Source organism: Pseudomonas sp. 30_B (assembly GCF_017491605.1).
Classification (GTDB): domain Bacteria; phylum Pseudomonadota; class Gammaproteobacteria; order Pseudomonadales; family Pseudomonadaceae; genus Pseudomonas.
The window spans coordinates 66,380-81,205 of record NZ_JAFGYY010000013.1; the positions used below are offsets into that span (position 1 = coordinate 66,380).

The following is a 14,826-nucleotide window of genomic DNA, read 5'->3' on the forward strand; positions in this document are numbered from 1 at the left end:
GACATGAGCACCCCCACTCAAGAAACCCCGAACGGCAACTTCAAGCGCAAGCGCTGGCTGCTGATCCTGCTCGCCGTCGTCGTGCTGGCCGGCCTCGCCAGTGTGGCCTGGCAGATCCTCTACGGCCGCTGGCACGAGGACACCGACGACGCCTACGTGAACGGCAACATCGTGCAGATTACCCCGCAGATCACCGGCACCGTGGTCAGTATCGGCGCCGACGACGGCGACCTGGTGCAGAAAGGCCAGGTGTTGGTGAAGTTCGACCCCAGCGATGCCGACATCGCCCTGCAACAGGCCGAAGCCAACCTCGCGCGCACCGTGCGCCAGGTTCGCGGCCTATTCAGCAACGTCGACGGCTACAAGGCCGACGTGGCGGCGAAAAAGGTCGCCCTGGCCAAGGCGGAGGCGGACTTCAAGCGCCGGCAGAACCTCGCCAACGACGGCGCCATCTCCCAGGAAGAGCTGGCCCACGCCCGCGACGCCCTGGACACTGCGCGCAGCTCGCTGACCACCGCCGAGCAACAGCTGGACACCAACCGCGCACTGGTCGACGACACCGTCATCTCCTCCCACCCGGACGTCAAGGCCGCCGCCGCCAAGCTGCGCCAGGCCTACCTGGACGACGCCCGTGCAGTGATCATCGCGCCGGTCACCGGCTACGTCGCCAAGCGCACCGTGCAGGTCGGTCAGCGCGTGCAGCCGGGCGCCGCGTTGATGGCAGTGATTCCGCTGGATCAGGTGTGGATCGACGCCAACTTCAAGGAAACCCAACTCAAGCACATGCGCATCGGCCAGCCGGTGGAAATCCGCTCGGACCTCTACGGCAGCGAAGTGAAGTACTCCGGCACAGTCGACAGCCTTGGCGTCGGCACCGGCAGCGCCTTCTCCCTGCTGCCGGCGCAGAACGCCACCGGCAACTGGATCAAGATCGTCCAGCGCGTACCCGTGCGCATCCGCATCAGCCCGGACGAGCTGGCCAAGCACCCGCTGCGCATCGGTCTGTCGATGGACGTCAACGTCAACCTGCACGACCAGAGCGGTCCCGCCCTGGCCCAGCAATCGCCGAAAGAAGCGCTGTTCTCGACCGACGTCTACCAACAGCAGCTGGCCTCCGCCGACCAACTGATCGAACAGCTGATCCACGCCAACCTGGCTGACGCCACCCACCGTACCGCGCAGCGCTGATGCCACCGACGCCATGAGCCAGAACAGCAGTTTCTCCCCGCCCAGCCTGGTGATGGCCACCATCGGCCTGTCGCTGGCGACTTTCATGCAGGTGCTGGACACCACCATCGCCAACGTGGCGCTGCCGACCATCTCCGGCAACCTCGGGGTGAGCTCCGAGCAGGGCACCTGGGTGATCACCTCCTTCGCGGTGAGCAACGCCATCGCCTTGCCGCTGACCGGCTGGCTCAGTCGGAAAGTCGGCGAGGTAAGGCTGTTCATCGCCGCCACCCTGCTGTTCGTGATCGCCTCCTTCCTCTGCGGCGTGGCGCAGCAGATGGGCATGCTGGTGGGCTTCCGGGCACTGCAGGGCTTCGTCGCCGGACCGCTGTACCCGATCACCCAGACCCTGCTGATCTCCATCTATCCCCCCGCCAAGCGAGGAATGGCGCTGGCGCTGCTGGCCATGGTGACGGTAGTCGCCCCCATCGCCGGGCCGATCCTCGGCGGCTGGATCACCGACAGCTACAGCTGGCCGTGGATCTTCTTCATCAACGTGCCCATCGGCCTGTTCGCCGCCATGGTGGTCTACCAGCAACTGCGCGAACGGCCGGTGGTGATCAAGCACGCGCCGATGGACTACATGGGCCTGGCGATGCTGGTGCTGGGCGTCGGCGCCCTGCAGATCGTGCTCGACAAGGGCAATGACCTGGACTGGTTCGAGTCCGACTTCATCATCGGCGGCACGGTGGTCGCGGTGATCGCCCTGGCCGTATTCGTCATCTGGGAACTGACCGACCGCCACCCGATCGTCAATCTGCGACTGTTCGTGCACCGCAACTTCACCGTCGGAACCCTGGCCCTGGTCGGCGGCTACGCAGGATTCTTCGGCATGGGCCTGCTGCTGCCGCTATGGCTGCAGACACAGATGGGCTACACCGCCACCTGGGCGGGCCTGGCAGCCGCCCCCATCGGCATCCTGCCGATCTTCCTCTCGCCGATCGTCGGACGCTACGCGCAAAGCTTCGACCTGCGCGTGGTCGCCAGCCTCGCGTTCCTGACGATGGCCGCAACCTGCTTCATGCGGGCCGGCTTCACCACCGAGGTCGATTACACCCGCGTCGCCCTGGTGCAGATGTTCATGGGCTTCGGCGTGGCGTTCTTCTTCATGCCGATCCTCAGCATCCTGCTCTCGGACCTGCCGCCGGACCAGATCGCCGACGGCTCGGGCCTGGCCACCTTCCTGCGGACCCTGGCCGGCAGCTTCGCCGCATCCCTGACCACCTGGCTGTGGAACCGCCGGGCGACCATGCACCACGCCTACCTGACCGAGAACCTCAGCGCCTACGACCCAGCGACCCGGGCGACCGTCGATCAGCTGGGCGGCCCCGGCCAACACAGCGCTTCGCTGCTGGAGCGCATGGTGGAGAGCCAGGCCTACATGATGTCGACCATCGACTACTTCACCCTGCTGGGCTGGCTGTTCCTCGCCATGCTGGTGGTCATCTGCCTGGCCAAGCCGCCCTTCGGCGCCAAACCCGGTGCGGCTACGGCGGGCGGGCACTGATCAGTGCACTGCATCACACTGCAAAATCAGTGGTTTACACCCCAGTCGGCGCCGCTATAATGGCGGCCCTCCTTGCCGGTATAGCTCAGCTGGTAGAGCAACTGACTTGTAATCAGTAGGTCCCGGGTTCGATTCCTGGTGCCGGCACCATCAGACCCAAACACAAAGGCCCGCCTCACAGCGGGCCTTTGTGTTTCTGCTTGACACTCGCAGTTTGCTGTCACTTGAGGCGCTTCAACGGGCACCGCCATCGTCCCGTCGCATTTTTTGACCCAATCGAGGTCAAACCGATCAGCCAAGCCTCATGATCGCCGGCGGTGACGTGAACTGCCGCCCCCATCGTCAGACACCTCTAGATCATACCGGACCATGCCAGGCGCGACGTTTGTTTGTCGGCCGCCAGAGCCGGTGTGTGGAAATGGACAGGCAGTGCTATGACAATTGTGCGCAAGTTCATATCATATGCAGTCCGCTCATGCGGATCAGAATGGATTTATTTGCTTCGTTGCCGGCAAGCGCCCTTGGGTGCCAGAGCGACGAATCGTACATGGAGGTCCGGCGGCCAAGCAGGCGCTGGCAGAAGCACAGCGACACCGGCACATCCCGGAAAGTCGCGTCGTGGAGGTTGAAATACCTTGAGAGTCCCCATTTGTTGCGGGACGCAGCGGCACCGCAGAGTGCCCCCTCGTTAACCCGTGTTCCAGCCCGGTCGGCCACAACCCCAAAGGTTTCCGCCCGTGGCCAGATCCCATGCCTATAAGAAGCGGAGCCAAAGTTGAACCTAGATTCCCCGGCCAACCCAAGCAGTCAGCGCGATGAGATCGATCTGATCGAGTTATTCCAAGGGCTCTGGGCGCAGAAGTGGCTTATTGCCGCCGTCACCGCCATTGCAGTGGCTTGCGCTGCCGCCTTTGCTTTTCTCAGCAAGCCGACCTTTGAGGCCAGGGCCGGGGTGCTGCCTCCGCGACTGAGCGATATCGCTGGCTACAACCTGGGGCGACGCGAAGCCAACTTGGATGAGTACAAAGTCGGAGACGTTTATCGGGTATTCAAGCTCAATCTGCTCTCCGACGGCGTCAAGCGAGAACTGTTCCAGAAAGCCTATCTACCCAGCCTGAAGGAGGCCGTAGCAAATGAGGCTCAAGATCGGCTATGGCTCCGATTCAACGACCTGCTCACGGTAAAGGCGCCGGACGCCAAGAACAGCCCCGACTACTTCACCATCACCGTGCAGCATGAAGATCCGCAAATCGCCGCTGACTGGGCCAACCGCTATGTGAGCATGGTGGAGGAGAAGACTGAAGCCGATATGAAGGCCAACCTGTTGACCGAGATTGGCACCAAGGCGCAATCCATTGAGCGGCAGATCGAAGTGCTACGCGCCAGTGCACAGAAACGACGAGAAGACCGCATTGTTCGTTTACGCGAGGCCCAACAAGTTGCCGAGGCCGTTGGCATCGGAGCTCCCCAGGTCACGGCAGGCAAGACCTCATCCGACGGCGATCTGGCCCAGTTCATGGATGGCAACCTGATGTACATGCGCGGCGCCAAGGCCATAGGTGCCGAGTTGGCAGTGCTGGAGCAGCGCAAGAATGATGACCCATTCATTCCCGAACTACGCGGACTGGAAAATCAGATGGTGTTCCTCCGCGGCGTGGACGTGAATCCGGACAACGTTTCGGTGTACACCCTAGACAGCAGTGCGGAAGTACCGCAAACCCCGATCAAACCCAAAAAGGCGCTTATTGTGGCGCTGGGCCTCGTCTTGGGCGGAATGTTTGGCGTCTTTGTTGCGCTTATTCGCACGGTATTACTTAGGCGAACTGCGAAACCAGGTTTATAACGATGAAAATCATACGCCCCTTCAAGCTGATCGCATCGTTTTCGGATCTCTCCGACAAGCAATTTTCCACCATTATATTAAATGGACTTTAACACATGTACAAAGCAACAATTGAGCGCCTCAAGTCCAAGGACTCCATTATTGGCATAGTCGGCATGGGGTACGTTGGTTTGCCGCTGATGCTGCGTTACAACGCAATTGGCTTCAATGTGCTCGGCATCGACATTGATGAAAGCAAAGTAACCATGCTCAATGCTGGCGAGAGCTATATCGAGCACATCCCCGCCGAGAAGATTATTGCCGCCCGATCGAGTGGCTTTACCGCCACTAGCGACTTCCGTCGCGCCGCCGAATGCGATGCATTGATTCTCTGCGTTCCGACTCCACTGAACAAATACCGTGAGCCGGACATGAGTTTTGTGATCAATACGACCAATGCACTCAAGCCATACTTGCGTGCAGGCCAGGTCGTCTCGCTGGAAAGCACCACCTACCCAGGCACTACGGAAGAGGAACTCTTGCCGCGAGTACAAGAAGGTGGCTTGGTGGTTGGGGAAAATATCTTCCTTGTATATTCGCCTGAGCGAGAAGATCCGGGCAACCCGAATTTTGAGACCCGCACAATTCCAAAGGTAATTGGCGGCCACACCTCTGCGTGTCTGGAAGTTGGTATTGCCCTGTACGAGCAAGCAATCGATCAGGTAGTACCCGTCACCTCAACCAAAGCCGCGGAAATGACCAAACTGCTGGAAAATATCCATCGTGCGGTCAACATTGGCTTGGTTAATGAAATGAAGATTGTTGCCGATCGTATGGGCATAGATATCTTCGAAGTAGTCGATGCTGCCGCAACCAAACCGTTCGGCTTCACTGCCTACTATCCCGGTCCCGGACTGGGTGGCCATTGCATTCCCATCGATCCGTTCTATCTGACCTGGAAGGCTCGTGAATATGGCCTGCATACTCGCTTCATTGAGCTTTCTGGCGAGGTCAATCGGGCAATGCCGGAGTATGTCCTTAGCAAGTTGATGGATGGGCTCAATGACAGTGGCAAGGCGCTGAAGGGGAGCAGAGTTCTAGTACTAGGCATCGCCTACAAGAAGAACGTAGATGACATGCGGGAATCGCCCTCCGTGGAAATCATGGAGTTGATCGAGGAGAAAGGCGGTATTGTTGCCTACAGCGACCCGCACGTCCCCGTCTTCCCGAAAATGCGCGAACACCATTTCGAGCTGAGCAGCGAAGCATTGACTGCCGAAAACCTAGCCAGCTTTGACGCCGTGATACTGGCCACCGATCACGACAAGTTCGACTATGAACTGATCAAGCAGCATGCCCGACTGGTCGTCGACAGCCGTGGCAAATACCGGGCCCCGGCCGAGCACATCATCAAGGCCTGATTTGTCGTCAAGCAACTCCTGCCCTGCAAGGTCCGACAGCCTTGCAGGGCGCTCGACTCAAAAGGAATACCCATGAAAAACTTCGCCCTGATCGGTGCCGCCGGCTACATTGCCCCTCGCCATATGCGCGCCATCAAGGATACCGGCAATGTGCTGGTTTCTGCCTACGACATTAACGACTCGGTCGGCATCATCGACAGCATTTCGCCGCAAAGTGAATTTTTTACCGAGTTTGAGCGTTTTCTTGAGCATGCCCACCGCATCAAACGCAATCCGGCAACTGCGCTTGATTACGTTTCGATCTGTACACCCAACTATCTGCACCATGCCCATATCGCCGCAGGCCTGCGCCTGGGCTGTGATGTAATTTGCGAAAAACCTCTGGTTCCAACGCCTGAAATCCTGGATGAACTGGCGTTGATCGAGCAAGAAACTGGCAAGCGCGTCTACAACATTCTGCAACTGCGCCACCACCAGGCGATTCTCGACCTGAAGGACAAGGTGGCCCGCGACAACGCCAGCCACAAGTACGATGTGGAGCTGACTTACATCACCAGTCGTGGCAAGTGGTACATGGAGAGCTGGAAAGGGGACCCGCGCAAGTCCTTCGGCGTGGCAACCAATATCGGCGTGCACTTCTACGATATGTTGCACTTCATCTTCGGCAAGTTGCAGCGCAACGTGGTGCACTTCACCGCCGAGAACAAGGCCGCTGGCTATCTCGAATACGAAAAGGCCCGGGTCCGCTGGTTCCTGTCTATCGATACCAATGATCTGCCTGACTCGGTAAAAGGAAAGAAGCCTACTTACCGCTCCATCACTGTCAATGGCGAGGAAATGGAGTTCTCGGAAGGCTTCACGGATCTGCATACCACCAGCTACCAGGAAATCCTCGCAGGACAAGGCTATGGCATCGAAGATGCGCGTCATTGCGTGGAGACCGTCAATACCATTCGCTCCTCCGCAATCGCTGGCGTGCAGAACGATGAAGGCCATCCATTCCTCAAGAACCTGAATCGCTGAGGTCCCCATGAGCTATCAGGTGCATCCTACCGCCATCATCGATGACGGCGCGCAGATCGGCGATGGTTCGCGAGTCTGGCATTTCGTTCACGTTTGTAGCGGCGCACGCATTGGCAAGGGCGTTTCCCTTGGCCAGAACGTATTTGTTGGAAACAAGGTAGTGATTGGCGATCACTGCAAAGTGCAGAACAACGTTTCCGTCTACGACAACGTCACCCTCGAAGAAGGTGTGTTCTGCGGCCCAAGCATGGTTTTCACCAACGTCTACAATCCGCGCTCTCTGATCGAGCGCAAGAGCCAATACCGAGACACTGTAGTGAAGCGTGGCGCCACCCTTGGTGCTAATTGCACCATCGTTTGTGGCGTGACCATTGGCGAGTTCGCATTTGTTGGGGCAGGTGCGGTGATCAACAAGGATGTACCTGCATACGCCCTGATGGTCGGCGTACCGGCACGCCAAGTGGGCTGGATGAGCGAGTTTGGCGAGCAGCTGGAGTTGCCGGTTCAAGGTGAAGGACAAACGGTCTGTCCGCACACGGGCTCATGCTATGTATTGAGCGACGAGGGACTGAATAAAGTGGATGCGCAGTAAATGATTGAATTCATCGACCTGAAAGCTCAGCAAGCCCGTATCAAGGATAAGATTGATGCCGGTATTCAACGGGTTCTGGCACATGGGCAATATATCCTCGGCCCGGAAGTGGCTGAACTCGAGGAAAAGCTTGCCGCCTTCACTGGAGCCAAGTACTGCATTACCTGTGCAAACGGCACCGACGCTCTGCAGATTGCACAGATGGCGTTAGGGATAGGGCCCGGCGATGAAGTCATTACACCTGGGTTCACCTATATAGCCACAGCCGAAACTGTAGCCCTATTGGGCGCAAAACCGGTCTATGTAGATATCGACCCCCGTACATATAATCTGGACCCACGCCTTCTGGAGGCGGCAATCACACCACGAACCAAAGCGATTGTCCCTGTGTCGCTGTATGGCCAGTGTGCGGACTTCGATGCTATCAACTCGATTGCAACCAAATACGGCATTCCAGTGATTGAGGACGCGGCACAGAGCTTTGGAGCCACCTACAAGGGCCTGCGCTCCTGCAACCTCAGCACTATAGCCTGCACCAGCTTCTTCCCTAGCAAACCCTTGGGTTGCTACGGCGACGGCGGGGCGATATTCACCAACGATGAAGAGTTGGCAAAAGTGCTGCGCCAAATAGCCCGGCACGGGCAAGAGCGTCGCTATCAACATGTCCGAGTGGGTGTGAACAGCCGTCTCGATACCCTGCAGGCTGCTATTTTGCTGCCTAAGCTGGATATCCTCGAAGAAGAAGTCATTCTACGCGGGCAGGTTGCCGCCCGCTACAGTGAGCAACTGAAGGCCATTAGGAGCGATGCCTCCGTTGCGAACGTCGCCTCTGACATCATTGCCCTTCCCTACATCGAGCCCCACAACATCAGTGCCTATGCCCAATATACCGTTCGCGTTCATGATCGTGGGGCGGTTCAGGAAAAACTGAGCAAGGCCGGCGTCCCCACTGCCGTGCATTACCCTATTCCATTGAATAAACAGCCAGCGGTAGCGGACAAAGCGGCTATTTTACCGGTAGGTGATGAGGTCGCAGAACAAGTGATGAGCCTGCCTATGCATCCGTATATGGATGCTGAGGTAATCCAGAGAATCGTGCAGAGCCTGGTTTAGTAGAATGAAAATTATCGTAACCGGGGGTGCCGGCTTCATTGGCTCGGCAGTCATCCGTCACGTTATCCGCAACACCGACAACAGTGTGGTCAACCTCGACAAGTTGACCTATGCCGGTAATCTCGAGTCATTGTCCGAAGTCGTCGGCAGCGAGCGTTACGCCTTCGAAAAAGTGGATATCTGTGACCATGCCGAAGTGGCGCGAGTGTTCCGCGAACATCAGCCAGACGCGATCATGCATTTAGCGGCTGAATCCCATGTGGATCGCTCCATCGACGGTCCCGCGGCATTCATACAAGCCAATATCGTTGGCACTTACATATTGTTGGAAGCAGCTCGTCAGTACTGGCTTGGGTTAGATGATTTACGCAAAGCAGCCTTTCGATTCCACCACATATCTACTGACGAGGTATATGGCGATCTGGAAGCTCCTGAAGAGTTGTTCACCGAAACAACTCCGTACGCCCCTAGCTCACCCTATTCAGCAAGCAAGGCCAGTTCCGACCACTTGGTCCGTGCTTGGCGTCGCACTTACGGCCTACCGACGCTGGTTACCAACTGCTCGAACAACTACGGGCCCTATCACTTCCCCGAAAAACTCATCCCGTTGATTATCCTCAATGCCCTGGAAGGCAAGCCACTACCGGTTTATGGCTCAGGCAGTCAGGTGCGCGACTGGCTCTATGTGGAAGACCACGCCCGCGCCTTGTACAGAGTGCTTACCGAGGGGAAGGTGGGAGAGACATATAATATTGGTGGCCACAACGAGAAACAGAACATCGAAGTCGTGCGCACTCTCTGTGAGCTACTCGATGAACTGTGTCCTGACTCGCCACACCGCCCGCATGCATTACTGATCACGCACGTTCAGGATCGCCCTGGGCACGATCTACGTTACGCCATTGACGCCAGCAAGATTCAACGCGAACTAGGCTGGGAGCCAGAGGAGACCTTCGAGTCCGGCATCCGCAAGACTGTCGAGTGGTATCTGAGAAATCTAGAATGGTGTCGCCGCGTGCAAGACGGCAGTTATCAACGCGAACGCCTCGGCTCCCCGATATAAGGATTGGAGATAGATGAAAGGAATTATCCTCGCTGGAGGCTCTGGCACGAGGCTCTACCCCATTACCAGGGGGGTGTCCAAGCAGCTGCTGCCAATCTATGACAAACCTATGGTGTATTACCCGCTGTCAGTTCTAATGCTGGCCGGTATCCGCGACATCCTACTGATCAGTACCCCGGACGATATCGGTGGTTTTCAACGCCTACTTGGTGATGGTAGCGAGTTTGGTATTCGACTTAGCTATGCTGTACAGCCTAGCCCTGATGGGTTGGCGCAAGCATTCATCATCGGAGAGGAATTCATTGGCAGCGATTCAGTCTGCCTGGCACTGGGCGACAATATTTTCTATGGTCAGGGTTTTGGCCCTTTATTGCGAGATGCAGCCAACCGCACTGATGGCGCCACCGTATTCGGTTACTACGTCATGGATCCCGAGCGCTTTGGCGTGGTCGAGTTCGATGCCGATAAGCGTGCCATTTCCATTGAGGAAAAGCCACTCAAGCCAAAATCCCACTATGCAGTGACCGGTCTGTATTTCTATGACAATGACGTCGTCGAGATCGCCAAGAGGGTAAAACCCTCCGATCGTGGTGAGTTGGAAATTACCAGTATCAACCAGGCTTATCTGGAGCGTGGCGACCTCAACGTCCAGGTACTAGGACGCGGTTTCACCTGGCTCGATACCGGCACTCATGAAAGCCTGTTGGAAGCTGCCCACTTTGTCGAGACCATTGAGAAACGCCAAGGTTATAAAGTGGCTTGTCTCGAAGAGATCGCCTTTTATAACGGATGGCTAAGTGTCGAAGATTTGAAGAACATTGGGCAAGCCTTGAGCAAGAATGGCTACGGCCAATACCTTCTCTCTTTAATAAAATGAAAATCCTTCACATTGCCGAGCCTCAAACATTCACAAAGCCGTTCTTTAAACTAATAGAGAGCAAACTCAACCCGGCACAACATTCCATATTGAGCCACACCTCGGCCAATGAGTGGCCAAAAGACCTGAATATAAAAAACAAAAGCACAGTTGGTTTTTCCTGGATTTTGCAGTTCACTCGAGCGGCATATCGTGCAGATAAAATAATAATTCATGGACTTTGGGATTTTTATGTAATAGTCCTACTTTTCCTTCAGCCATGGCTATTAAAAAAATGCTACTGGATGATCTGGGGGGGAGACCTATATGACTATGCCTCCAGTTATCGAAACTGGAAATGGTGGCTAAGGCTGTTCTTCAAGCGCCCTGTTATAAAAAAAATGGGGAACTTGATTACATATGTCGAAGGAGATGTTGAGCTCGCACGCAACTGGTATGGCGCCACAGGCAAATACCATGAGTGCATTATGTACACAAGCAATATATATCGAGAGCACGACATTAAAGCCGGACCACATAACGAAATTAATATTCAAATCGGAAATTCAGCCGACCCGAGCAATAACCACATCGAGATACTCGAGGCACTTTCTAGCTTTCGTAATGAAAATATTGAAATCTATGCCCCTCTCTCCTACGGGGATAAAGAGCATGCCCAATCCGTAATAAGAGTGGGCAAGGAAATATTTGGGGAAAAATTCAAACCGCTTACCAAGCTAATGCCACTCGATCAGTATCTTGAATTCCTCGAGAAAGTCGACATTGCTATATTCAACCACAGACGCCAGCAAGCAATGGGCAATACCATCACCCTGCTAGGGATGGGAAAGAAAGTTTACATGAGAAGTGACATCACTCCGTGGTCGATGTTCAAAAATATGGGAGTGAAGGTTTATGAGCTTTCAAGCCTTGATTTGAACCCGATGGATGAGGCCATTTTCAATCTCAATCGCTTGGTCATTAGAAATAATTTTTCTGAAAATAACCTAGTTGATCAGCTAAACAAAATATTTGAGGGGTAATTCAATGGCTTACTACTCAGATGAGCAACTACAGCAAATGGGTTTTCGAAGCCTTGGCACAAATGTCAAAATAAGCGACAGGGCAAGCATCTATAATGCCGATCAAATTGAGATTGGAGACAACTCTAGGATTGATGACTTTTGTGTCATATCCGGAAGAATTAAGATTGGTGCATTCTGCCACATCACGCCAATGTGCTTAGTAGCCGGCGGAACTCCGGGCATATTCTTTTCTGACTTCTGCACACTGGCATACGGTGTAAAGATTTTCTCCCAGTCGGATGATTACAGCGGTGAAACTCTGACAAATTCTTTAATTCCTCGAGAATTCAAGAAGGAAATTTTTGAAGAAGTCAGGCTCGGGAAGCACGTAATTATTGGCGCAGGCTCTGTAATTTTCCCTGGCGTTCATGTGGCCGAAGGGTGCTCTGTTGGAGCTATGTCATTAGTCAACAAAAGCACTTTGCCGTGGGGCATCTATATAGGTAGTCCAGTCTCTCGGGTAAAGGAAAGAAAACAAGACTTGCTTGTGCTGGAAAAAAAGTTTCTAGAAGAGATATCCAATGATTCCATTTAATAAACCGCCTTATACTGGCAACGAAGATCAATATGTCATCAGTGCGATGCGTAGCCCTAAAATTTCTGGGGATGGCGAATTCAGCAAGCGCTGCCAAGCATGGTTCGAAGAGACTCTTGGGTGCAAAAAAGCGTTACTTACACCCTCATGTACGCATGCCTTAGAAATGGCAGCATTACTGATCGATGTACAAGCTGGTGATGAAATCATCATGCCGAGTTACACCTTTGTCAGTACAGCTAATGCTTTCGCCCTGCGTGGGGCGAAGATCGTTTTCGTCGATATCCGACCAGATACGATGAACATCGATGAGAACCTGATCGAAGCGGCGATTACACCCAAAACCAAAGCAATCGTTCCGGTCCATTATGCTGGTGTAGCCTGCGAGATGGACCCCATCATGGATATAGCGGCCCGTCACCAGCTTTTTGTGATAGAAGATGCCGCTCAAGGCATGATGGCTACATACAAAGGCCGCCCCCTAGGCAGTATCGGCCACATGGGAGCCTTTAGCTTCCATGAAACAAAGAACTACACCAGCGGCGGCGAAGGCGGCTTACTGATCATCAACGATGAGCGCTTTACAAATCGCGCCGAAATTATCCGAGAAAAGGGTACTAATCGTAGTCAGTTTTTCCGTGGAATGGTGGACAAATACAGCTGGGTTGATATAGGCAGCAGCTATCTTCCCTGTGATATTCAGGCAGCCTTTCTGTGGGGTCAGCTTGAGAAGTCTGACGACATAAATAAAAACCGCCTACAGACTTGGCTAGGGTATTACGAAGCGCTACTACCTTTAGCATCCAGTGGAAGAATCACTCTACCGACAATACCAGACGACTGTATTCACAATGCACACATGTTCTATCTTAAAGTAAGAGACCTTGATGAGCGGACTCGCCTTCTCGAACATTTTAAAACCTCCGATGTATATGCTGTTTTCCACTACGTCCCACTTCATTCAGCCGTCGCCGGCCCGAAATTCAGTCGGTTTCATGGAAAAGATCGCTATACAACTAACGACAGCGAACGCCTGATTCGTTTGCCTATTTGGTATGGCATGCTAGAGCGTGAAAGAAAACGGGTTATCGACTCGACCCTAGAGTTTTTCGCGTGAACGCAAAGAAAATAGCCGCCTTCGCCGTTGGCCCCATCGGAGGAGCGGTTTTAGGTTTTGTTACACTACCCATCATTACTTGGTTTTATTCGGCTGAGGATATCGGCCGAATATCTATGCTCCAGGTTACTTCTAGTTTCTGCATCCTCCTGTTCAGTCTAGGGCTGGATCAGGCGTACGTACGCGACTACCACGAGTCGGTACATAGGCCTGCGCTACTAAAGACAGCCGTACTTCCGGGGCTGTTATTAATTACTATGACCCTAGCACTTTTCCTCATTGTGCCTGGCTTTATTTCAGAGACTCTATTTTCTGTGGATAGCGTCCTGATTAGCGCTCTGGTTGCTTTGTGTTTTTTATCTGGCTTTGTTTCGCGTTTCTTGTCCTTGGTCCTGCGCATGCAAGAGAGAGGATTGGCGTTTTCAATGAGCCAAGTTTTACCTAAGTTAATCTTTCTTTCTGCGGTCGGCATTTATGCGCTCTTTTCATTTGGCTTTGATCTTATCCATCTAATAATGGCCCAGACATTATCGATCTTGGCTGTCACCCTGATTTATGGCTGGAATACCCGCCGGGAGTGGCTTTCAGCACGAAAGCAAAGAATAGATATAGAGCAACTAAAAGCCATGCTGCGCTTTGGCGCACCTCTAATTATGGGAGGAGTTGCCTTCTGGGGGTTGACGGCAATGGATAGGATTTTTTTGCGCAACCTCTCTACCTTTGAGGAACTGGGAATTTACTCAGTAGCATCCAGTTTCGCCGCGGCAGCGGTCATTCTGCAGAGCATCTTCTCAACAGTTTGGGTACCAACTGTCTACAAATGGGCTGCAGAGGGCATTAATACGGATAAGATCGACCAAGTTACAGAGTACGTCTTGATTGCAGTAGTGGCTCTGTTTTCTTTGGCTGGTCTCTGCTCCTGGCTCGTTGTCTATTTATTGCCGTCCACCTACGCTAACGTCCAATATATCCTAGTCGCTTGCATGGCTTATCCGCTTCTCTATACTCTTTCGGAAGCAACAGGTGTCGGTTTGGGCATTGCTCGAAAAAGCACCTATGCCATGATGGCTTCGATTATCGCAGTCGCAGTCAATTTTTTTGGGAACTACCTGCTTATCCCGACCTTTGGCGCAGCGGGAGCTGCTATAGCGACAGCCTTGGCTTTTTGGGTTTTCTTTTTTGTTCGTACGGAACTCGCAAATAGGGTGTGGCGCCGCAGGCCAAGAGTAAAATTGTATGGTATGACTCTAATTTGTTTGGCGGCATCAGTTCTCTTTGTCCTTTCAGGAAAAGAGCATAGCTTTACTTTTATATTTTTATGGCTGGCAATTCTATGCGTGCCTTTGCTAAGCGTTTTCTCAGGAACTGGCAGGCAAAAGATTTCGATCAAGAATTTTTTCAATAAAAAGTCCATGGAACGCAGCAAATGACTGGATATTTAGACTCTAGTTTTTGCTTTTGCGAA

At 53.9% G+C, this 14,826-nt stretch carries 13 protein-coding genes and 1 tRNA gene; all 14 read left to right on the top strand.

All coding sequences use genetic code 11. The features are described 5' to 3' along the window. Window positions 1-3: 3 nt before the first annotated feature. The 14 genes from J5M67_RS15920 to J5M67_RS29935 all read left to right on the top strand — a co-directional run bounded on the left by J5M67_RS15920 (window position 4) and on the right by J5M67_RS29935 (window position 14,791). Window positions 4-1,188: an efflux RND transporter periplasmic adaptor subunit gene (locus tag J5M67_RS15920; protein ID WP_207886309.1), complete on the top strand. Its 1,185-nt coding sequence runs from the start codon at window positions 4-6 to the stop codon at window positions 1,186-1,188. A gap of 13 nt (window positions 1,189-1,201) precedes the next feature. Further along, window positions 1,202-2,734, top strand: coding sequence for a DHA2 family efflux MFS transporter permease subunit (locus J5M67_RS15925; RefSeq protein WP_207886310.1), 1,533 nt, complete (start codon window positions 1,202-1,204; stop codon window positions 2,732-2,734). 74 nt (window positions 2,735-2,808) lie between these two features. After that, window positions 2,809-2,884 (top strand) — tRNA-Thr (locus J5M67_RS15930). 625 nt (window positions 2,885-3,509) lie between these two features. Beyond that, window positions 3,510-4,577, top strand: a complete 1,068-nt coding sequence (locus tag J5M67_RS15935; protein ID WP_207886311.1) for an LPS O-antigen chain length determinant protein WzzB — start codon at window positions 3,510-3,512, stop codon at window positions 4,575-4,577. Between the two features lie 95 nt (window positions 4,578-4,672). Then, complete coding sequence (gene wbpA, locus J5M67_RS15940; protein ID WP_207886312.1) at window positions 4,673-5,977, top strand: UDP-N-acetyl-D-glucosamine 6-dehydrogenase; 1,305 nt, start codon at window positions 4,673-4,675, stop codon at window positions 5,975-5,977. Window positions 5,978-6,049: 72 nt separating this feature from the next. Beyond that, on the top strand, window positions 6,050-7,000 hold the full coding sequence (gene wbpB, locus J5M67_RS15945; RefSeq protein ID WP_207886313.1) for a UDP-N-acetyl-2-amino-2-deoxy-D-glucuronate oxidase: 951 nt from the start codon (window positions 6,050-6,052) through the stop codon (window positions 6,998-7,000). Window positions 7,001-7,007: 7 nt separating this feature from the next. Then, on the top strand, window positions 7,008-7,592 hold the full coding sequence (wbpD, locus tag J5M67_RS15950) for a UDP-2-acetamido-3-amino-2,3-dideoxy-D-glucuronate N-acetyltransferase (RefSeq protein ID WP_207886314.1): 585 nt from the start codon (window positions 7,008-7,010) through the stop codon (window positions 7,590-7,592). Continuing rightward, a complete protein-coding gene (locus J5M67_RS15955) occupies window positions 7,593-8,705 on the top strand; it encodes a DegT/DnrJ/EryC1/StrS aminotransferase family protein (protein WP_207886315.1) in 1,113 nt (370 codons plus the stop codon). Between the two features lie 4 nt (window positions 8,706-8,709). Next, a complete protein-coding gene (gene rfbB, locus J5M67_RS15960) occupies window positions 8,710-9,768 on the top strand; it encodes a dTDP-glucose 4,6-dehydratase (RefSeq protein WP_207886316.1) in 1,059 nt (352 codons plus the stop codon). A 13-nt stretch (window positions 9,769-9,781) separates the two neighbouring features. After that, the gene (gene rfbA / locus J5M67_RS15965; RefSeq protein WP_207886317.1) at window positions 9,782-10,645 is read left to right on the top strand and encodes a glucose-1-phosphate thymidylyltransferase RfbA; all 864 of its coding nucleotides are present in this window, start codon (window positions 9,782-9,784) and stop codon (window positions 10,643-10,645) included. Next, window positions 10,642-11,667 (top strand): TDP-N-acetylfucosamine:lipid II N-acetylfucosaminyltransferase, encoded by a 1,026-nt coding sequence (locus tag J5M67_RS15970; RefSeq protein ID WP_207886318.1) that lies wholly within the window; start codon window positions 10,642-10,644, stop codon window positions 11,665-11,667. Before rfbA ends, J5M67_RS15970 begins: the two co-directional genes overlap by 4 nt. A gap of 4 nt (window positions 11,668-11,671) precedes the next feature. After that, window positions 11,672-12,244, top strand: coding sequence for an acyltransferase (locus J5M67_RS15975; RefSeq protein ID WP_207886319.1), 573 nt, complete (start codon window positions 11,672-11,674; stop codon window positions 12,242-12,244). Continuing rightward, window positions 12,231-13,361, top strand: coding sequence for a dTDP-4-amino-4,6-dideoxygalactose transaminase (gene rffA, locus J5M67_RS15980; RefSeq protein ID WP_207886320.1), 1,131 nt, complete (start codon window positions 12,231-12,233; stop codon window positions 13,359-13,361). Before J5M67_RS15975 ends, rffA begins: the two co-directional genes overlap by 14 nt. After that, complete coding sequence (locus J5M67_RS29935; protein WP_207886321.1) at window positions 13,358-14,791, top strand: oligosaccharide flippase family protein; 1,434 nt, start codon at window positions 13,358-13,360, stop codon at window positions 14,789-14,791. Before rffA ends, J5M67_RS29935 begins: the two co-directional genes overlap by 4 nt. The last annotated feature ends 35 nt before the right edge of the window (window positions 14,792-14,826 follow it).

Excerpts from the sequence above, each read along its gene's own strand:
- J5M67_RS15925 (WP_207886310.1), top strand. The coding sequence starts at position 1,202 with ATGAGCCAGAACAGCAGTTTCTCCCCGCCCAGCCTGGTGATGGCCACC.
- J5M67_RS15920 (WP_207886309.1), top strand. The coding sequence starts at position 4 with ATGAGCACCCCCACTCAAGAAACCCCGAACGGCAACTTCAAGCGCAAG.
- J5M67_RS15955 (WP_207886315.1), top strand. The coding sequence starts at position 7,593 with ATGATTGAATTCATCGACCTGAAAGCTCAGCAAGCCCGTATCAAGGAT.
- rfbB (WP_207886316.1), top strand. The coding sequence starts at position 8,710 with ATGAAAATTATCGTAACCGGGGGTGCCGGCTTCATTGGCTCGGCAGTC.
- J5M67_RS15970 (WP_207886318.1), top strand. The coding sequence starts at position 10,642 with ATGAAAATCCTTCACATTGCCGAGCCTCAAACATTCACAAAGCCGTTC.
- wbpA (WP_207886312.1), top strand. The coding sequence starts at position 4,673 with ATGTACAAAGCAACAATTGAGCGCCTCAAGTCCAAGGACTCCATTATT.
- wbpD (WP_207886314.1), top strand. The coding sequence starts at position 7,008 with ATGAGCTATCAGGTGCATCCTACCGCCATCATCGATGACGGCGCGCAG.
- rfbA (WP_207886317.1), top strand. The coding sequence starts at position 9,782 with ATGAAAGGAATTATCCTCGCTGGAGGCTCTGGCACGAGGCTCTACCCC.
- rffA (WP_207886320.1), top strand. The coding sequence starts at position 12,231 with ATGATTCCATTTAATAAACCGCCTTATACTGGCAACGAAGATCAATAT.
- wbpB (WP_207886313.1), top strand. The coding sequence starts at position 6,050 with ATGAAAAACTTCGCCCTGATCGGTGCCGCCGGCTACATTGCCCCTCGC.
- J5M67_RS15975 (WP_207886319.1), top strand. The coding sequence starts at position 11,672 with ATGGCTTACTACTCAGATGAGCAACTACAGCAAATGGGTTTTCGAAGC.